The organism is Pseudalkalibacillus sp. Hm43 (assembly GCF_051842935.1).
Lineage (GTDB): Bacteria > Bacillota > Bacilli > Bacillales > Fictibacillaceae > Pseudalkalibacillus.
The window spans coordinates 2,391,672-2,410,019 of record NZ_JBPXRR010000001.1 but is presented as its reverse complement, the minus strand read 5'-3'; the positions used below and the strand labels follow the sequence as shown (position 1 = coordinate 2,410,019).

At 41.7% G+C, this 18,348-nt stretch carries 19 protein-coding genes; 13 read left to right on the top strand and 6 right to left on the bottom strand.

All coding sequences use genetic code 11. The features are described 5' to 3' along the window. Positions 1-22 precede the first annotated feature (22 nt). The 6 genes from ACSVDE_RS12710 (at position 23) to ACSVDE_RS12685 (ending at position 5,560) form a co-directional block, all read left to right on the top strand. Positions 23-1,489 (top strand): CoA-acylating methylmalonate-semialdehyde dehydrogenase, encoded by a 1,467-nt coding sequence (locus ACSVDE_RS12710; protein WP_439301253.1) that lies wholly within the window; start codon positions 23-25, stop codon positions 1,487-1,489. A gap of 16 nt (positions 1,490-1,505) precedes the next feature. After that, on the top strand, positions 1,506-2,867 hold the full coding sequence (locus ACSVDE_RS12705) for an aspartate aminotransferase family protein (protein ID WP_439301252.1): 1,362 nt from the start codon (positions 1,506-1,508) through the stop codon (positions 2,865-2,867). A gap of 114 nt (positions 2,868-2,981) precedes the next feature. After that, complete coding sequence (locus tag ACSVDE_RS12700; protein WP_439301251.1) at positions 2,982-4,289, top strand: lysine N(6)-hydroxylase/L-ornithine N(5)-oxygenase family protein; 1,308 nt, start codon at positions 2,982-2,984, stop codon at positions 4,287-4,289. 130 nt (positions 4,290-4,419) lie between these two features. Then, positions 4,420-4,626 (top strand): hypothetical protein, encoded by a 207-nt coding sequence (locus ACSVDE_RS12695; RefSeq protein ID WP_439301250.1) that lies wholly within the window; start codon positions 4,420-4,422, stop codon positions 4,624-4,626. 69 nt (positions 4,627-4,695) lie between these two features. Then, positions 4,696-4,902: a transcription initiation factor TFIIIB gene (locus tag ACSVDE_RS12690; protein WP_439301249.1), complete on the top strand. Its 207-nt coding sequence runs from the start codon at positions 4,696-4,698 to the stop codon at positions 4,900-4,902. Positions 4,903-5,143: 241 nt separating this feature from the next. Further along, positions 5,144-5,560 (top strand): hypothetical protein, encoded by a 417-nt coding sequence (locus ACSVDE_RS12685; RefSeq protein ID WP_439301248.1) that lies wholly within the window; start codon positions 5,144-5,146, stop codon positions 5,558-5,560. A 41-nt stretch (positions 5,561-5,601) separates the two neighbouring features. Here ACSVDE_RS12685 and ACSVDE_RS12680 read toward each other — a convergent pair whose 3' ends face one another. Together ACSVDE_RS12680 and ACSVDE_RS12675 are read right to left on the bottom strand one after the other, a co-directional pair. Continuing rightward, the gene (locus ACSVDE_RS12680; protein ID WP_439301247.1) at positions 5,602-6,939 is read right to left on the bottom strand and encodes a DUF2254 domain-containing protein; all 1,338 of its coding nucleotides are present in this window, start codon (positions 6,937-6,939) and stop codon (positions 5,602-5,604) included. Between the two features lie 160 nt (positions 6,940-7,099). After that, complete coding sequence (locus tag ACSVDE_RS12675; RefSeq protein ID WP_439301246.1) at positions 7,100-7,714, bottom strand: TetR/AcrR family transcriptional regulator; 615 nt, start codon at positions 7,712-7,714, stop codon at positions 7,100-7,102. 137 nt (positions 7,715-7,851) lie between these two features. Between ACSVDE_RS12675 and kynU the strand changes: the two genes are divergently transcribed. The 3 genes from kynU (at position 7,852) to ACSVDE_RS12660 (ending at position 10,547) form a co-directional block, all read left to right on the top strand. Further along, entirely contained in the window at positions 7,852-9,138 is a 1,287-nt protein-coding gene (kynU, locus tag ACSVDE_RS12670) for a kynureninase (protein ID WP_439301245.1), read from the top strand. Between the two features lie 30 nt (positions 9,139-9,168). Further along, positions 9,169-10,023: a tryptophan 2,3-dioxygenase gene (gene kynA, locus ACSVDE_RS12665; RefSeq protein WP_439301244.1), complete on the top strand. Its 855-nt coding sequence runs from the start codon at positions 9,169-9,171 to the stop codon at positions 10,021-10,023. Positions 10,024-10,211: 188 nt separating this feature from the next. Beyond that, positions 10,212-10,547 carry a L,D-transpeptidase gene (locus ACSVDE_RS12660; RefSeq protein WP_439301243.1) on the top strand — a complete coding sequence of 112 codons (336 nt, stop codon included), beginning with the start codon at positions 10,212-10,214 and terminating at the stop codon, positions 10,545-10,547. 70 nt (positions 10,548-10,617) lie between these two features. Here the strand turns inward: ACSVDE_RS12660 and ACSVDE_RS12655 are convergent, their stop codons facing one another. Then, positions 10,618-11,415, bottom strand: a complete 798-nt coding sequence (locus tag ACSVDE_RS12655; protein ID WP_439301242.1) for a VLRF1 family aeRF1-type release factor — start codon at positions 11,413-11,415, stop codon at positions 10,618-10,620. A 128-nt stretch (positions 11,416-11,543) separates the two neighbouring features. On the opposite strand from ACSVDE_RS12655, the gene ACSVDE_RS12650 reads away from it, so the two are divergent. After that, the gene (locus tag ACSVDE_RS12650; RefSeq protein ID WP_439301241.1) at positions 11,544-11,765 is read left to right on the top strand and encodes a hypothetical protein; all 222 of its coding nucleotides are present in this window, start codon (positions 11,544-11,546) and stop codon (positions 11,763-11,765) included. A gap of 11 nt (positions 11,766-11,776) precedes the next feature. Here the strand turns inward: ACSVDE_RS12650 and ACSVDE_RS12645 are convergent, their stop codons facing one another. Both ACSVDE_RS12645 and ACSVDE_RS12640 read right to left on the bottom strand, forming a co-directional pair. Beyond that, positions 11,777-12,391 carry a GNAT family N-acetyltransferase gene (locus ACSVDE_RS12645; RefSeq protein ID WP_439301240.1) on the bottom strand — a complete coding sequence of 205 codons (615 nt, stop codon included), beginning with the start codon at positions 12,389-12,391 and terminating at the stop codon, positions 11,777-11,779. 82 nt (positions 12,392-12,473) lie between these two features. Then, complete coding sequence (locus tag ACSVDE_RS12640; RefSeq protein WP_439301996.1) at positions 12,474-14,009, bottom strand: BCCT family transporter; 1,536 nt, start codon at positions 14,007-14,009, stop codon at positions 12,474-12,476. 583 nt (positions 14,010-14,592) lie between these two features. Between ACSVDE_RS12640 and ACSVDE_RS12635 the strand changes: the two genes are divergently transcribed. From ACSVDE_RS12635 to ACSVDE_RS12625, 3 genes are all read left to right on the top strand, one after another. Further along, positions 14,593-15,381 carry a zinc-dependent metalloprotease gene (locus ACSVDE_RS12635; RefSeq protein ID WP_439301995.1) on the top strand — a complete coding sequence of 263 codons (789 nt, stop codon included), beginning with the start codon at positions 14,593-14,595 and terminating at the stop codon, positions 15,379-15,381. A gap of 249 nt (positions 15,382-15,630) precedes the next feature. Then, positions 15,631-16,008, top strand: coding sequence for a VOC family protein (locus ACSVDE_RS12630; protein ID WP_439301994.1), 378 nt, complete (start codon positions 15,631-15,633; stop codon positions 16,006-16,008). A gap of 92 nt (positions 16,009-16,100) precedes the next feature. Continuing rightward, a complete protein-coding gene (locus ACSVDE_RS12625) occupies positions 16,101-17,732 on the top strand; it encodes an acyl-CoA dehydrogenase family protein (RefSeq protein ID WP_439301993.1) in 1,632 nt (543 codons plus the stop codon). Between the two features lie 51 nt (positions 17,733-17,783). On the opposite strand, the gene ACSVDE_RS12620 is transcribed toward ACSVDE_RS12625, so the two are convergent. Continuing rightward, positions 17,784-18,125 carry a hypothetical protein gene (locus ACSVDE_RS12620; protein ID WP_439301239.1) on the bottom strand — a complete coding sequence of 114 codons (342 nt, stop codon included), beginning with the start codon at positions 18,123-18,125 and terminating at the stop codon, positions 17,784-17,786. Between the last annotated feature and the right edge of the window lie 223 nt (positions 18,126-18,348).

Sequence of the window (18,348 nt, the reverse complement as noted above, 5' to 3'; positions counted from 1 at the left end):
TTTTAAAGGAGGCGTAAGTGAAATGACGGTAACGAAAAGCGATACGAAAGAGTTGAAAAACTATATCAATGGACAGTGGGTAGCATCATCTGGGTCTGACACATTAGAAGTACCGAATCCTGCAACGGGTGAATTATTGGCCAGAGTGCCCATCTCGAATAAAAAAGATCTCGATGGAGCAGTGAAGGCTGCAAATACAGCGTTCCAATCATGGAAGAACGTCCCGGTTCCGAAACGCGCACGTGTCATGTATAAATTCCATTACCTTCTGACTGAGAACCATGAAGAGCTCGCGCGCTTGATTGTGCAGGAAAACGGGAAAGCCTATAAAGAAGCATACGGTGAAATACAACGTGGCATCGAATGTGTAGAATTTGCAGCCGGTGCACCTACTCATTTGATGGGAGAAACGTTGTCCAATATTGCAGAAGAAATCGATTCTGAAATGTTCCGTTATCCACTTGGTGTCGTCGGTGGAATCACGCCTTTCAACTTCCCGATGATGGTTCCACTATGGATGTTCCCGCTCGCAATCGTTTGCGGAAATACATTCGTTTTGAAGCCTTCTGAACGCACGCCCATCTTGGCAAATCGTCTCGGAGAACTCTTGACGGAAGCGGGCATCCCGGATGGTGTGTTCAATATCGTCCATGGCGCACATGACGTTGTGAATGGACTCCTTGAACACCCAGACATCAAGGCGATTTCATTCGTCGGTTCACAGCCTGTAGCCAAATACGTTTACGAGCAGGCAGCGAAAGAAGGGAAGCGGGTTCAAGCTCTTTCAGGTGCAAAGAATCATCACGTCGTCATGCCGGATGCAGATATGGAAAAAGCCGTTCAAAATATCATCAGCTCAACCTTTGGAAGTGCCGGACAGCGCTGTATGGCGTGTAGCGCAGTCGTAGTCGTGGGTGATAATGATCCGTTCGTAGACGCTCTTCGCAAAAAAGCGGATGAGTTGACCATCGGTAATGGTATGGATGAAGAGGTTCTTCTCACGCCAATCATCCGAGAAGCTCATCGTCAAAAGGTACTTGGTTACATTGAGAAAGGTGTGGATGAAGGTGCCGATCTCATCCGTGATGGTCGAAGAGAAATGGCCGACATGAAAGATGGGAATTTCCTTGGACCAACGATTTTTGATCATGTTACACCAGACATGACGATTGCAAAAGAGGAGATTTTTGCGCCCGTATTAAGTTTGCTGCGCGCTGAAGACTTGGATGGTGGACTTGAGTATCTCCGTAAGTCACGATTCGGTAATGGGGCGACTCTTTATACAAAAGATGCCGCAGCTGTACGAAAATTCCGCGAAGAAGCAGATGCGGGCATGCTAGGGATCAATATCGGCGTTCCAGCGACAATGGCTTTCTTCCCATTCTCCGGATGGAAGGACTCGTTTTACGGGGATCTCCATGTCAACGGAAAAGATGGGATCAACTTTTACACACGCAAGAAAATGATTACATCTCGATTCGAGTATTAAAAAAGGAGGGCGTACCATGGTTCATCAAGTCGATCAAACACAAGATGTTTTGAAAAAAGATGAGCAGTATGTCTGGCATTCCATGAAGCCTCACAACCCGAACACGACGATGGTGGTGTCCAGTTCCAAAGGGGCCTGGGTGACCGACATCAACGGTGACCGCTATTTGGATGCCATGGCAGGATTATGGTGTGTCAATGTCGGTTATGGCAGGACAGAACTGGCGGAAGCGGCTTATGAGCAATTGAAAGAAATGGCGTATTTCCCGCTGACCCACAGTCATGTCCCTGCAGTCAAACTTGCAGAGAAATTGAATGAAATGCTCGGTGGAGATTACGTCATCTTCTTTTCCAATAGCGGTTCAGAAGCGAACGAAACAGCGTTCAAAATCGCTCGACAATACCATCAACAACGAGGTGAGCACAGCCGTTACAAATTCATATCGCGATACCGGGCGTACCACGGCAACTCGATGGGATCCCTGGCAGCCACAGGGCAGGCGCAACGTAAGTATAAATATGAACCACTCGCAACAGGATTCTTGCATGTTTCCCCTCCTGATACGTATCGCATGCCGGATGCGGATATAGAGAACGCGCATGATATGGCATGCGTCCAGGAAGTCGACCGAACGATGACGTGGGAGCTTAGTGAAACCGTGGCGGCGATGATCATGGAGCCTATCATTACTGGAGGTGGTATCCTCGTTCCACCAGATGGATATATGAAGGCGGTAAAAGAGATTTGCGAGAAGCACGGTGCATTATTGATTGTCGATGAAGTCATCTGTGGTTTCGGACGTACCGGAACGCCATTCGGATTCCAGAACTACGGAGTGCAGCCGGATATCGTTACGATGGCGAAGGGAATCACCTCTGCTTATCTACCATTATCGGCCACTGCCGTTAAGAAAGAAATTTATGAAGCATTCAAAGGAACGGAAGAATATGATTATTTCCGGCACATCAATACGTTTGGAGGCAACCCGGCAGCATGTGCATTAGCATTGAAGAACATCGAAATCATGGAAAATGAGAAGCTTTTTGCCCGTTCTCAACAGTTGGGTGATCGTCTGAAAAATGATTTGGAGACAAAGCTTCAAAACCATCCATATGTGGGTGACGTAAGAGGAAAAGGATTACTGATCGGTATTGAAATGGTGGCGGATAAAGCAACGAAACAGCCTCTTGAAGTAAGTAAACTGAATGAAGTGATTGCGACGTGTAAAAAGAACAAGCTGATCATTGGGAAGAATGGTGTGACGGTTGACGGCTACAGCAACGTTTTGACCTTGTCACCACCGCTCAATATCGAGGAGGAAGATTTAGATTTCATTGTTCAAACATTGACGAACGCCTTGAACGACCTTACGAAATAAGATGGAAAGACTGTGCTTGAAAACAAAGCACAGTCTTTTTTTTGTTTAGAAAACTTTTATTTTACACAATTTAACGATAACCTTAAGTATAGAAAATATAAAGGTGGGAGTTTTATGGAGGACCATGTATATGATTTATTAGGAGTCGGAATAGGACCATTCAATCTAAGCCTTGCGGCATTGATTGATGATCGAACTGAAGTCGACTCACTCTTTTTCGAACAGAAGCCGGAATTTGATTGGCATCCGGGCATGTTGATTGTAGGGACAAGGCTACAAGTACCGTTCATGGCTGACCTCGTCACCCTTGCGGACCCGACGAGCCGATACAGCTTCTTGAACTATTTAGCGAAAGAAAATCGCTTGTATCCCTTCTACTTCTTACAACGTCTGGACATTCCGAGGCGGGAATACAACGATTATTGCCAATGGGTCGCAAAAGAGTTGAATAACTGCAGTTTTGGTAAGAGAGTCATTGAACTGGATTATGATGAGCAAAATGAAATCTACTTAGTCACGGTACTGGACGTACATACCGAAGAAACATCCGTTTATAAGAGTAAAAATCTCGTGCTGGGTACAGGGGGAACGCCTTCCATTCCGAAAACGTTCCGAGGTTTTTCAAATCAGGATGTTTTCCATACCGCAGAATACTTAAATCGACAAGATCGATGCAAGGAAGCGAATTCGATTACAGTCATTGGGTCTGGTCAAAGTGCGGCAGAAGTGTTCCGCGAGCTTCTTAAGGATCATATGGAGCACGAGTACACGCTGAACTGGATTACGCGCTCCCAAAGTTTCTTGACGATGGAAGAATCGAAATTGAGCGTCGAGCAATTTTCACCAGATTATGTGAATTATTTTTATGAGTTTCCTCAAAAACAGAAGGACGAAATCTTTGCGACACAGGATCTATTGTATAAAGGAATCAGTTCACATACCGTTACGGATATCTATAATCTGCTCTATGAGAACACGGTTTCTCGCCGAAAGATGAAAGTTCGTTTACAAGCGATGACAGAAGTGACTGGCATTGAGCAGAAAAACGGAGCGTATGAGCTGCAATGCAACCAGTGGCAGCAAGAGCAAGATTTTACAATCGATAGTGAGGTTGTCATCATCGGAACGGGCTATCACCCGAATGTGCCTTCGTTCGTCAATGGTTTGAAGGATTATATCTCATGGGATGAAAAAGGCAGATATGAGGTGGAATCTGACTATCGATTACGGATGGATATCCCGAATCCAGTCTATGTCCATAGCGGCATTTCACACTCTCATGGTGTCGGATCGACCAATCTAGGGTTAGCTGTGCATCGGAATAAAGTCATCATCAATCATCTTACAGGTGAAGAAGTATTCCCGATGTACGACCAACACGTGTTCCAGAACTTCGACGCAAATACATTCCACAGATACTAAGGTTGGAAAAGCAGGCAAAAGTTTGCCTGCTTTTTTTCGTCTTTACACAAAATTTGATTGTTAATATTCCTTGCTTTTGAAATAATTGGAATGAGGAAGTCTTTTAAATAAACGGTGGGGGCTTTGAACGATGAATCAAGTGATATCCGCGATTTACATTTCCACTTCTCTAATACTCTTTTTTGCCGTAAGAGTACTTGTCATGTATGGAGAAATAAGTACTCCAGAGAAGCCTCTTGCATTTATGAAAATGTCTGTTTATTATTTCCCTGTTATTCCTTTGATCATTGGTCTCGTCTATTTAGTTGTTCATCTGAATTCCATTTATAAAAAGTGAAACCGACCATAGAGGCATTCGTAAATATTGGTACATAAATGGACAATGTCAGACTTGGGAGGTAAGTATATGAAACAACCTATGGACACTTCAGAATGTCCGAAGTGTGGCGGGAAAGAGTTAGGCAGGGGAAAACATAGTGGATATGCTGTTATGGCTCCATTGAAGAAGTTGAGTACCGGTTCAAACATTGAATACATCATTTGCACAGATTGTGGTTATATCATTGAAGGATATGTATCGAAACCAGAAAAATTTAAAGGGACGATTGATTAACCCTGATACCCTATTGAATGAAAAGAGCTTGGAATTCCAACCAAGCTCTTTTTGATTTTCGGGAAGGATACTTCTTGCTCATCTTGATGCATCTATCAAAATAACTGAGCAAAATCGCCCCTAATAATAAAGAGTATGTATAAATTGTGATAGGATATAGAGTAATAGATTCCTACTTTAAAATGTATGTTTACAACTCTATATCCTACAAGTTTGACGAGGAGAGGAAGTGTCACATTCCATGCTTTATATATGGCAGATTGAAAAAATCATAAATGAAACATTAGGCGAGCTCAGACTTAACATCAATTGTGATTTTGACAACCAATTGAGTGTACCTATGAGTTATAACATTTCAACAAATACAATAAAATTCAACTACCTTCAGGTGAATGGCTATAAAAGTCAAATTAAAGTGAATGAGACAGAAGAAAACTTCGTTAAGATCCTTGTCTACCGAATGGCAGGGTATTATTTTGAAGCAAAGAAAGTGAATTTAAGGAAGCTCATGTATGGAGGCGAGGAGGAAAAAGAGAAGTTTCAGATGGAAATTGAAGAAAATGCCTGGGGGAGAGGAAGGAAGTTGGTTCCAGAACGTTTAATTGATTCCTATGACCGTGTACGTGAACTAGATAAACAGCTGATTAAAAACAGATAGTGTTGTAATGAAAAAAAGAGCTTGGAATTCCAAGCTCTTCGTTATTGTTCATATTTTCGGTCAAACGCTCTCTCCAGCTCCTGGTATTCACTTTCCATGTCCGTTGCAGTCGAAAGTTGGGATAGTTCTGAAAGCAGATACTTCCGATCCAAGTAATAGATTTCATGATTTTCAATGCCTTTTACCGTTTGGACGGCAAAGTTCCATAATTCCTTGTGAAAGACTTTATCCATCGATTTAGCCATTGATTTCAACGAGGATAGGATTTCTGTGATGATGACCCAATTCCGATCCGCATAGTGGCGGATATGAGCAAAACCTCTGTAGAGATAATATTCGAAATCCTCCTCTTTAAGAATAATCCGGATGTTTTCATCTTCATCAATAAGAAAAGGAGAAAAATGTGTGTACCGAGCGATGATGGTCAACAAATCCGACATTTGATGAATTGTGTTTATAGCAGTCTTTGGATCATTATTCCCGAGTGCTTTTATGGCAATTTCGGATAGTTTATTGACCCCGAATTCCAGGTCTTGAATTTCTGTCTGCTTATGTCCAAGTTCAATGGTTTTCAAGTACTCAAGCTCATTGATGGCGGTCTCTTTTTCTTTCCAGTAGGTAAGGATTGGAGCACCTTCCAACACATACTCCCCGACACCGTATTCAAATCGGACCACAAGATTGTCCCTTTTGGCAATCTCAATCAATTTAACGAAATTGACCAACTGGATATATCCCGATTCTTTTGAGTCTAATGGATGGCCATCTCTTGGGTATTCTTTGTCATCCAGCTTCATCTCTTTAGTGCTTCGGTACGGCTCGACTTCTTTTAGAATCGAGAAATTGATGATTCGCTTCGAAATTTCTTTCATATTATCCGTGATGTTATGAACCTGCATCCACGTCGTAGCATGATTGATGAAATAAATGAATGTGACAGCTGTCAAAAATGCTAAGAAAACGGTGATGATCGGGATGGCAAGATAACGCTCGTCATCGGTGTTACTGATGAATAGGAAGACAGTCAATACGTAAATGAAACTACCATTGAAGATTCCTAGAACGTGTTGGGTCTTCTTGTCAGACACGAAATTCAGCAGCATCCTCGGTGAAAATTGGCCACTGAATGTCGTCAGTACGACAAGTAAGGAGTTGAAGGTGAATGCGCTCAACGTCAAGATGCCGCCGATCAGTGTACTGACCAGTATACGTGTTAGACGGGCTTCTGATGTCAATTTCACATTGACATACTGACTAAGTTCCACTTTCAAATCAAGCAATAAGGTAAAGACGGCTAATAATATGGCTAGAAAAATATAAATGCCTGGGGTAAACCATAAGGTAGCGTTTATTTCTTCCCAGCGCTGTCTCTTGGACATCTTGAAATATTTTCTTATAGACTTCGGCATTTTAACTTCGATGGGTAACACCTGCTTTGTTAGGAATACTTCTTATTGTCTACCCGTCTTTTTTCCAAACTATGCAAAAGAATCTATAAAAAATAAAAAGAAGATGACGATTAACAAGTCACCTTCAAAATTACCGGTATAAGCCTCTCACATACATAGTTGAAAGGTTATGGACTATGGATTCAATGGAAACAGGTTTGTTCCGTACAATCTCCCATAAGTACATTTCATTGGAAAAGAACCACCCTCTTCCAACCATTTCTGCATCCACATCTTTATAAGCGATCCCGCTTTGTTGAGAGAAACGGATGTCTTCTGCAATCCGATGGATGAATCTTTCCCGGATTTCGCTCCATTTTTGATAGACGGCATCTGAATGTCCAATTGCTTCTTCCACGACAGATAACATCTGTTGTTCTTCTTTCGCCATTTCCAGAAACATCTGAACTTGTTTTTGAATCATTGTTGATGCATCATCTGGGCTGGATGGACGGAAAGGTAATTCAGCTATTTCATAGAACTTGTTCATGACATCTTCCATTAACGCTATGAGAATGTCGTCTTTATTCTTGAAATGAACATAAGCCGTTCCATATCCGGTATCGGCTTGTTTGATGATCTGTGTAATGGTCGTTTTCTGAAATCCCTGTTCGATAAAAATGCGGCTCGCTGCACCTAACAAGTTTTCACGAGTTTGTTGCGATTTCAGCTGCCTTTTTGTCAGTTTCTCGTTCTTATCAGTCATGTTATTTTCATCCTTTTAAAGAGGTGCTTTCATTTTATAAAGGGCGGAACGGAATGTCAATGACATGATGTCATTGACACTTTGTCAACTTCAACTGTATAGTGAAATTAATTACATACAGAAAAGGAGTCGATCCAATGGGGAAGCAATCATTTGATGCATCCAAAGAGCATGCGTTGCAACTTGATCAACAAGATGAATTGGCATCCTTCCGAGATGAATTCTATATAAAAGAAGATTCCATCTATTTAATTGGGAATTCTCTTGGATTATTATCCAAACGTGCAGAAAAGTCTTTGGAAAACTTGAAAGAATCCTGGAAAGAATATGGCATCGGTGGATGGACAGAGGGAGAGAATCCTTGGTTTTATATGTCTGAAAAATTAGGTGAGATGTCTGCCCCTCTTGTCGGAGCGAAGCCTGAAGAGGTCATCGCAACCGGTTCCACGACTGTAGATTTGCACCAGTTGGTAGCGACATTTTACAAACCTGAAGGAAAAAAGACAAAGATTTTAGCGGATGAACTGACATTCCCGTCTGATATATTCGCTCTGCAAAGCCAGCTGAAGCTGAAAGGGTATGAGCCGGCTGAACATCTCGTGCAGGTGAAGAGTCCAGATGGTAGAATCGTGGAAGAAGACGATATCATCGACGCGATGACAGATGAAATTGCGTTGATCATGTTGCCGAGTGTCATGTATCGTAGCGGCCAAGTGTTAGACATGAAACGGCTGACAGAGGAAGCGCACAAGCGTGGAATCACGATCGGATTCGATCTCTGTCACTCCATCGGCGCGTTGCCGCATGCATTGAGTGAATGGGGGGCTGATTTCGCCTTCTGGTGCAACTATAAATACGTGAATGCAGGACCGGGTTCTGTAGCAGGAATCTATGTCCACGAAAAACACCTTGGGGAAGCACCGGGTCTGGCTGGTTGGTTCAGCTCTGATAAAAATAAACAGTTTGATATGGACCATCAATTGACCCCGGCAACAACAGCGGGAGCCTTCCAGATTGGAACGCCGCACATGTTGAGCCTGGCACCATTGAAAGGATCTCTCGAGATTTTTGAAGAAGCGGGTATCGATCGTCTGCGTAAGAAATCGCTTCGTCTGACTCAGTACATGATGGATCTCGTTGAACATGAACTGAAAGACTATGGTTTTGAAATCGGGAATCCTAGAGAAGATCATCGTAGAGGTGGACATGTGTACTTGGAGCATCCAGAAGCAGCACGAATCTGTACAGCGTTAAAAGCGAATAAGGTGATTCCGGATTTCCGTAATCCGAATGGAATCCGTTTGACACCTGCCGCTCTATACAACACTTTTGAAGATGTATGGAATGCCATTCACATCTTGAAACGGATCATGGACGAAGAACAATATAAGCAATATGAAAATAAGCGTGGCGTAGTCGCATAATTGTTATCGGAAAAGAAAGTGAGTGAGACGATGGGAAACAAACATGAAGAAGGAAAAGAGAAGTATGTAACAGAAAAAGGGATCCATACTGATTTTTCGAAAAACATGACGTACGGAGAATATTTACAGCTGGATCGTTTACTTTCTAGTCAATCCAGATTGTCTGGTCATCATGATGAGATGTTGTTCATCGTCATCCATCAAGTGAGTGAACTATGGATGAAGATGATCTTGCATGAATTGAATGCAGCAATCGATAGCATTCGGAACAGTGAGATGCAGCCGGCTTTCAAAATGTTAGCGCGAGTGTCGAAGGTCCAGTCCCAAATCATCCAGGCGTGGGATGTGCTTTCCACATTGACACCATCTGAGTACTTAGAGTTCCGTGATAGCCTTGGACAAGCGTCTGGATTCCAATCGTATCAATATCGGATGATTGAGTTTGCTCTTGGATACAAGACACCGCACGTGTTGGAAATTTATAAGAAAGACCCGGAATTGCATACGAAATTGAAAGAGGCTTATGAAGCACCGAGCATTTATGATGCGGCCATTCAAGAGCTATCCAATGCTGGTTTTGAAATCAATCCGCAATTATTGAGTCGCGATTTTTCCGTCACGTATGAAGGGGATCCAACGGTCAAAGCAGCTTGGGTCGAAGTGTACCGAAACGTTGATCGATATTGGAACCTATATCAGTTAGCGGAAAAATTGGTGGACATAGAAGATTGGCTTCAACAATGGCGATTCCGTCACATGAAGACAGTAGAGCGAATCATCGGTCATAAGATGGGGACGGGAGGCTCTTCTGGCGTATCTTATTTGAAGCGAGTCCTTGACCATCGCTTCTTCCCAGAGCTATGGGACATTCGTACAGAGCTATAGTATTGAAAAATAAAGAGCACGTGCTGATGCACTTGCTTTTTCTATTGTAATTGGTGGAAAGTTCCACAAGTCAGAACGAAACTTCCCCAAGTCGACCAGAAAGTTCCCTAAGTTCGGCACAATCCAACTTGAAAATAAAAGCATCCCTCCAAGCATATAGTGAACTAAAATGAGGGAGGCGATCCCCTATGCCGCTTTGGATTGATGTGTCGCTGAAAAAACATCAGCTCAAATTATTCGATCATACGAGGCTCCTGAAGACATATCCGATAGCAGTAGGAAAAATGCTGACCCCAACTCCAACTGGAGAATATACAATCATCAATAAACAACCTGATCCAGGCGGACCTTATGGCACCATGTGGATGGGGTTGTCGAGACCGCACTATGGCATACACGGAACAAACGATCCGTCTTCAATCGGCAAGAATGTATCAAAAGGGTGCATACGGATGTATAACAAGGATGTGAATGAACTGGCAAACCTGGTTCCAATCGGCACGAATGTCTGGATCCATAATTGACACAAAAAGAGACCGGAGGTTATTCCGGTCTCTTCCATATATTTAGGGGGGAGGTTATTAATATGAAGCTTTATCCAGCAATCACTTGGTCAATGATCTTGGATGGTTCCATCCGGCTAGGATTTTTACCTGTTTTCTTCGTTTCCTTGATAGGGAGATGACGTTCAAATTCATTCAGATAACCTTTTTCTCCCATGAGATAAGTTTCTTTCCATTTGTTCTTCTTCGCCTTTTTGGTAATCTTAGAACTCAACTCTTTCAACCAACGTTTTTGGTTTTCTTCAAAACGCTCCTGGAATTCATCCTTTTTGTTTGTTTCAGCTGCAGAAATAGAAGCAGCCATTGGACCTTGATGTTCACGCCAGTCATCAATATCCGGATCGAATGAATAATGGTATTCATCCACTAGCACACCCATCTCAGTTTCAAGAACCGTGGCGTCTTCTTTATGGATGACGATGATTCCACTGTAAGGATAGTTGGATTGCAATTCCTTCAATTGATCAAGTTCAGGCTTGTCTTCCCAATGGAAGGACGTTTCAATCGGTACTTGCAAATCTTCCATGATCCAAATGCTTTCATCAGGAGTTGCGAATAGTACGACACTTCGCTTCAATTCACGTTCTCTTCCAATGATTTTGTTATACACCTTGTCTTTCAACTCACGGTAACCCTTCAATTCGTCGTGGTCACCCATCTCTTCGATGTATTCCTCGAATTTGTTCAAACCGTTTTTCAGCTTGATTTTCCATTCGCCGCCTTGTTGATCAGGGCGGCTACGGTCTGTATTTAAGTATACTGATAAAATTTTCTGAGAGCCCTCAGCTTTCTGTTTTTCTAGATTTTGCAGCTTTTCGGAGAATCTCATATACGTTTGCCTCCTTATATTGAAAAATGAATCTACTAATCCATTACCGATTAAAAAAAATTCTAAACGTAAAACTCGGAACCAAAAGTTCGGATCTTCGTAGATTCTACTGAATGGAGGTTTATACCTTGAAAAGATTTGCCTTGATCATAAGCTGGATTCTAGTTGTATACATCGTTTGGAAGCTAGGAACGATAAATCTCTTTAATTATCACTTGTTCTCTGAAAGATATGCACAAGGCTTGGAGATTCAAAAATATTTTGCTATACATATCGGCATACCTCTTGTGGGGATTCTCTTTGTCATGGTGTTGTTCTTCATCACCGTTCTGAACGCTAAAAAACGTTAAAAGACACCCCCTTAGGGTGTCTTTCGCTTCATATGCTCCCATTCTTCCCGTAGAATGCCCATCTTGATAGAATCATAATATTCTCCATCTACGATTCGTGCTTTCCGGATGCGTCCTTCTTCAATCATGCCGATTTTTTCAGCTAGTTTCATCATTCTCACATTGCCGGACCAGGTTGATATACCAACCCTTACGACATTCATGCTTTCGAAGATGTAATCCGTCCATAGTTGGAAAGCTTCTGTACCATATCCTCCAGCCCAATAGCGAGAATCAAAGATCACAATGCCGTTACTGAGCCAATTTGTCACTTCATCCTCCCAGTACCAATTGACGGTTCCAATGAGTCTCCCATCTACTTCAATGACGAGTATCTTCCTTGGCTGATTCAATTCGATATTCGTAAAATCTGCCTTGAACTTTTCTTTGAATTCCTGTCTCCCAAGAGAAGGTCTTTTATAGTACGGTCCGTTCCACTTGAGATGTTCACGATCGGTCGCTTCATAATTCCAATAGAATAAATCATCTAGGTCATCGACCGTCAAATCCCTCAAAACAACCCTGTTTCCTTTTATATGTACAATTGACACAAAACCACTCCTTCTGCTAAAAGTATAGCATTTCATATGAATAAAAAACTCTGCCGACTGAAAATCGGCAGAGTTTCTATGTTTTACGCATTTAATTTCCGGAAATGGTTAAAGAGGATCAGCTTGCTTTTTTCGCTTCTTTCTTTTTCTTTTCAGCCATAAGCAGATCGTGATCTGCAGCCTTGACGAAGGAAGCTGCGAGCATCGTCATGATGAATAGAAGTGGGAAACCACCGACGATACTTGCCGTTTGCAAGCTTGATAGTCCACCGATATACATCAGTATCAATGGTAGTAAAGATAATGCAAATGCCCAGAAAAGACGGTTCCATTTTACGGGTTCATCTTCCACATAGTTTTGGACGACGGCTGCTAGAATGTAAGAGCCAGAGTCGAACGTTGTTGATAGGAAGATGATGGCCAGCAAGATGAAAACAGGTATTACGAGCCAATCCAGTGGCAACTGTTCAAGTGTACCCATGATGGCAGCAGGTGCACCTTGGTTATTCAATACTTCTACGACCGAGAACTTTCCGCTAAGTTCTAGATATAGTCCATAGTTTCCTAGTAGTCCGAAGTACAATACACAACCAAGTGTACCGTAAAGGATCGTTCCAAGAACGATTTGTTTTACAGTACGACCTCTTGATATCTTAGCGATGAACAAACCGATGAATGGTGCATAAACCAACCACCAAGCCCAGTAGAATACCGTCCAGTATTCAGGGAAGCTGGTTTTTTCAAAAGGACCATAGTTGTTGAATGGTTCTGTCCATGTTGCCATGTGGAAGAAATTATCCGCAATCAAGCCGATGCTGTTGACGGTCGTTTCTGTCAAGAATACAGTGGGACCAACAACCAATACGAAACCTAGCAACAAGAAGGACAACCATAAATTGATGTCACTTAAGACCTTGATACCTTTCTTCAGACCTGAGTAAGCACTAAATGCAAAAATGATGGTACAGACAACAAGAATATATGTCTTCATGGATAGGGTTTCTTCCCATCCGAACATGTTGTTCAGTCCTGCAGCAATCAATGGTGTACCTAGTGCGAGTGTGGTACCTGCTCCACCTAGCAGACCGAAGATGAACAAGACATCAATCACTTTTCCTAAAGGACCATCCGCAAGTCGACCAATCAACGGACGACAAGCTTCACTGATTTTGAGTACAGGTTTTTTACGAACGTAGTAGAAATAGGAAATCGGCAGTGCCGGCAGGCAATAAATCGCCCATGCGACCGGACCCCAATGAAAGATTCCATAAGATGATGCCCATTGAATCGCTTCAGTGGAATTCGGCTCTACTCCTAGTGGTGGACTTGAATAATAATAGGCCCACTCAATCGTTCCCCAATATAGGACACTCGATCCAATTCCTGCGCAGAATAGCATTGCTGCCCATGAGAAGTTGGAGAACTCCGGCTTGATATCTTTTCCCATCTGTATTTTTCCAAATCGACTGAATGCGATGTAGAGTAGGAAAATAAGTACGGCTAATCCAAAAACTAAGTATAATACCCCGAAATTACCTGTCATGAATGAATTCATTGCGAGAACGACAGCTTCCCCTTGCTCAGGAAATACAATCAGAGGAACCGTCACGGCTAGTAATAAGACGAAAGCGCCTATGAATGTCGGCCAATCCATAATCTTGTTTTTCTTATCCACCTAATCACTCCTTTTATAACTTTTTCACGATTTATTATTTTACACGAATCCTGTCGAATGTAAAATTTATATTCTATTTGTTTAAAACTTCTGAAAAATAAAAGCGCTTACAAAGTGTGTGGTCATGGTAATTATATACCATATCAAACCAATAAAATAATTATTATTAGATATAAATGGTAATTTAATAGTAAGTTAGAATGTAATTAGGTAAGGGATAAAAGTCATATTATTATTTGAGTTACTGTCAAGGGCTCGAACCGCTTATTTTGTCCATCCAACAATGTGATAAAAATCTGAATGGAGATGAATTGAACCATAACAGAAATCTTCTTACTACAAGATTCGACTTTTAATAGTAAAAAGGTGCAAGATAGTTTCTTTACTTAACTGAATCGAAAGGAATATTGGGAAAAATGTTGTTGAAATCCCGCTAATCTAGCTGTTCATTTAAGGCAGCTTTCCCAACTTCATAAAGAAGGAAATCTCCCTACAAATAGACAATTCCTATTAGTATAGCGCGCGCAATTGTTTAAAAATTTGGGGAGGTATTTTTTTGAAGTTGTCCAAAGGAATTTTGTCCATGTCGTTAGCATTGTCCGTAGCACTTGTCCCAGGAATGGCCGACGCAAAGGGAGCACCAACAACTGAAGCACCGAAAGTCGAAGTTCTACCAAAAGCAAAAGACAATACGAATGAGAGAAGCATGAAGCCTGCAAAAGTCGAATCAACTTCCAACGCAAAGATTCTGAATGCTCAAGGGAAAGAAATCGGGAAACGAACATTCAAAAGCAATACCTTGAACAACAAATCGATGATGCAAGCAGCAGCTGCAACCAGAGTCGTAACGGTTTTGGCGGTTGCAGATGAGGAATATAGAGCTCAATACAGCGATTGGCAAACACGGATCCAGAACGCTGTCGAGAGCGCAGACAATGCTTTCTATCGTGACCATGACATCGATTTCCAAGTGCAAGCAGTAGGGAATTGGTATTCACAAGGCAGCAATGCATCTCAAATCCTATCTGACCTTAGCAACGATTGGAGCGGGTACAGTTATGACTTTGTTGTAGGATTCACTCGTGATGCAAATTTCGATGCAGGAGGAATCGCCTACGTTTACTCTTCTGCTCCAAGCGGAAGTGCATTCAGTGTAAATCTGGATCAAGGTACTACGAATACATGGCATGCAGCTCAACATGAGTTCTCTCATAACTTTGGACTTGGCCATGATCCACAAGGAAGTGGGATCCGTTGTATCATGAACTATGATTATTCCTATAGCGTGGACTACTGGCATCAAGAGCACGACAATCAAATTGAACAAAACGAATACTGGTACGGTAGCTAATCGGTCTACTAGAGACACTCATCCTATTGGTGAGTGTCTTTTTTTGGATAGGACTTTACAAACGAACATATGTTCTGTATAATGAAAACATGATCTTCTAATCGATCTGTTCAAACACACCTTTTGCTGCGTACACCTTGATACGCAGCTCTTTTTTTTGAATGAAATGTAAAAAATTACTAGATAACAAAAGACTGTCCTTTATAATAGAGTTAATAGATTTTTAAGGAGGCTGAAGTTGTGGAAAAGATGCAGAAACTATCTTTGAATGAAATCGGTCAGATCAATCTCAACGTGAAGAATGTCGAGGAAGCGGTTTGTTTTTATCGTGACACACTCGGGCTACCATTATTATTTTCTATGGAGAATATGGCATTTTTTAATTGTAACGGGATTAGATTGATGCTCTCTGTTCCTGAAGATGAATCATTCAACCACCCTGGTTCTGTCATCTATTTCAAGACAGAAAATCTCCAAGGTACATATGAACAATTTAGGGAAGAAGGGGTTGCTTTTACGAGTAGACCTCACATGGTTGCAGACATGGGCCAATATGAACTTTGGATGGCATTTTTCAAGGATCTAGATGGCAATGTACTCGCTCTTATGAGTGAGATTACGAAATGATCGTTAATTAAATCGGAAGGGGTGTTCTTGTGAATTTCTTTAATGAAGATCGGAATCTTCAATTTGTCTTAAACCAATACTTAGAGGGACCGATGAAAAATTGGGCATTTACTGAACTGGATCAGTTTGGAGAAAGATGTGGGACAGAAATTGACGAAAGAGCCGCTCATACGGACCGGGAAGGGCAACCTAGATTAATCAAGTATGACCGATTTGGAAATGACATATCACATGTCTGGATGAATGAGGGTTATAAAAAGACAGTAGAGGAAACGTACAACACTGGCATTGTCGGTTATGTTCATAAAGAAATACCTGAACTGAACCAGAAAGGAAATTACATCTATTCTTATGCCCAAGGTTATCTTCTTTCCCAGACAGAAGCGGGTTTCTATTGTCCTGTGACATTGACAATGGCAACTGCATATTTGTTGGACCATTATGCAGATGAGAAAGTGAAAGAAGAATTCCTTCCACATGTGATTTCTACTGGAGAAACAGAGCTTTTTGAAGGAGCTACGTTCCTTACAGAACGTCAAGGTGGATCGGATGTTGGCGCGAATGAGACAGTAGCTATCAAAGACGGTGACCATTATCGTCTTACTGGTGAAAAGTACTTTGCCAGTAATGCGGGAGCTTGTGGAGTGGCAACGGTTTTAGCCCGAATGGAAGGAGCACCTGAGGGAACGAAAGGGTTGAGTCTATTCCTAGTCCCTTGGAGGAACAAAGATGGGTCGTTGAACAATATTAAAATACGGCGATTGAAAGATAAATTAGGTGTTCGGGCTGTTCCTTCTGCTGAGGTGGAATTTGAAGGGGCTATGGCTTATTTGATTGGTGACTCGACAAAAGGCTTCTATTATATGATGGAAGCATTGAATCTCTCTAGAGTGTGTAATGCTGTGGCTTCAGTCGGAATCATGAGAAGAGGGATCCTGGAAGCAAAACGATATGCAGATCAAAGAGAAGCTTTTGGGAATAAATTATCAAACTATCCGATGATCCAAGAGACATTGGTGAATCTGACAAGTAGACAAGAAGTTCAGCTTGGAGCATTGTTCCGTTTGATATCACTTTTCGATCGAGTCATGAAAAAGGATAGCGGTCATGTAGCAGATGATGAAAAAGTACTTCATCGACTATTAATCGCACTGGTTAAAATGAGAACGGCTGAGGAAGCAGTCACCTTTTCACACGAAGCGATTGAAATGCATGGAGGGAATGGATATATTGAGGATTTCGTAACACCTCGCCTTTTACGAGATGCACAAGTGCTGACAGTATGGGAGGGTACAGCCAATATCCTTGGCTTGGAAGTTTTGAGGTTAATTAACAAATACAATGGAGCTAAAATCTTCACAACCTATATAGAGAAGCTTCTGAATGACATTCCTGATGATCTGCATCCTTATCTTTCACCTATCAAAACCGGTTTAAAGCGCATGGATGATTTCATCCAACAAGTACAAAAGTTCGATCCGAAGACCCAAACCTATCACGCAAAAAAAATTGCAAATCTAATGACGGATCTATATTTGAGTGGATCCGCATTTACGGAAGCAATGAATGGAGGCGAACGAAAACTTCTTATTGCCCGTCAGTTCTGCAAGCAGGTTTGGGATGAAGATGCGGTGGATGTGGATGCGCTACCTCTTCAATTTTTTGATGTATTCATGAATCCGTCATCACAGCCTATGCTCGGTAAGCGTATAAACCAGACATGACGGTCACAAAAAAATAGACAGCCCTTTAGTCGAGGTCTGTCTATTTTCCACTTAGCATGGCATCGTCGTTTCTTTTTCTTTTCTCAGTTCATTGAGTCGATCCCAAACCTCTAAAAACCATTCTTTATCTTTGGTTAATAGAGCCACATCAATAAGGTTTTCAAGGAACACTTCTTGATCATCAATTGATTCTGTTAAAGGTTGGATCCTGTGGATGAACGTCTCGATTGTTTTACTCACAATCTTTCTATTATCGGATTGTGTGACAACAATCTTAACCGTACCATTAGCAGGATGAATCGAATGAATAAATCCTTGAATGATCTCATCATTGATCGTTTTCCCCTTAACCCAATCTCCATTGTAGAAAATCGGTAGCTTTAGGCTACTCATATCGAATTCCTCCTATCCATTTGGTGTTTGTATGGTTTTAGTTCATAGTTCAAAAGTTCGTCGTTATTCTTGATTTGTGTCTATGTGTTGTGATTTGTTTACTAAGTTATTACCCCGTTTATTCGACAATTAACCCTATTTATATTAAATTTCTACAATTTTACCTCATTATTTCTTCAATAGTACGAAAATTCAAAAATTAGTAGGATTTAGCTCTATGTAT

Coding starts and splice junctions, on each gene's coding strand:
- ACSVDE_RS12675 (WP_439301246.1), bottom strand. CDS start 7,714: ATGACTGATAAGAACGAGAAACTGACAAAAAGGCAGCTGAAATCGCAA.
- kynU (WP_439301245.1), top strand. CDS start 7,852: ATGGGGAAGCAATCATTTGATGCATCCAAAGAGCATGCGTTGCAACTT.
- ACSVDE_RS12655 (WP_439301242.1), bottom strand. CDS start 11,415: ATGAGATTCTCCGAAAAGCTGCAAAATCTAGAAAAACAGAAAGCTGAG.
- ACSVDE_RS12620 (WP_439301239.1), bottom strand. CDS start 18,125: ATGAGTAGCCTAAAGCTACCGATTTTCTACAATGGAGATTGGGTTAAG.
- ACSVDE_RS12660 (WP_439301243.1), top strand. CDS start 10,212: ATGCCGCTTTGGATTGATGTGTCGCTGAAAAAACATCAGCTCAAATTA.
- ACSVDE_RS12625 (WP_439301993.1), top strand. CDS start 16,101: ATGAAAAATTGGGCATTTACTGAACTGGATCAGTTTGGAGAAAGATGT.
- ACSVDE_RS12630 (WP_439301994.1), top strand. CDS start 15,631: ATGCAGAAACTATCTTTGAATGAAATCGGTCAGATCAATCTCAACGTG.
- ACSVDE_RS12700 (WP_439301251.1), top strand. CDS start 2,982: ATGGAGGACCATGTATATGATTTATTAGGAGTCGGAATAGGACCATTC.
- ACSVDE_RS12685 (WP_439301248.1), top strand. CDS start 5,144: ATGCTTTATATATGGCAGATTGAAAAAATCATAAATGAAACATTAGGC.
- ACSVDE_RS12710 (WP_439301253.1), top strand. CDS start 23: ATGACGGTAACGAAAAGCGATACGAAAGAGTTGAAAAACTATATCAAT.
- ACSVDE_RS12695 (WP_439301250.1), top strand. CDS start 4,420: ATGAATCAAGTGATATCCGCGATTTACATTTCCACTTCTCTAATACTC.
- ACSVDE_RS12680 (WP_439301247.1), bottom strand. CDS start 6,939: ATGTCCAAGAGACAGCGCTGGGAAGAAATAAACGCTACCTTATGGTTT.
- ACSVDE_RS12645 (WP_439301240.1), bottom strand. CDS start 12,391: ATGAAATGCTATACTTTTAGCAGAAGGAGTGGTTTTGTGTCAATTGTA.
- ACSVDE_RS12705 (WP_439301252.1), top strand. CDS start 1,506: ATGGTTCATCAAGTCGATCAAACACAAGATGTTTTGAAAAAAGATGAG.
- ACSVDE_RS12640 (WP_439301996.1), bottom strand. CDS start 14,009: ATGGATTGGCCGACATTCATAGGCGCTTTCGTCTTATTACTAGCCGTG.
- ACSVDE_RS12690 (WP_439301249.1), top strand. CDS start 4,696: ATGAAACAACCTATGGACACTTCAGAATGTCCGAAGTGTGGCGGGAAA.
- kynA (WP_439301244.1), top strand. CDS start 9,169: ATGGGAAACAAACATGAAGAAGGAAAAGAGAAGTATGTAACAGAAAAA.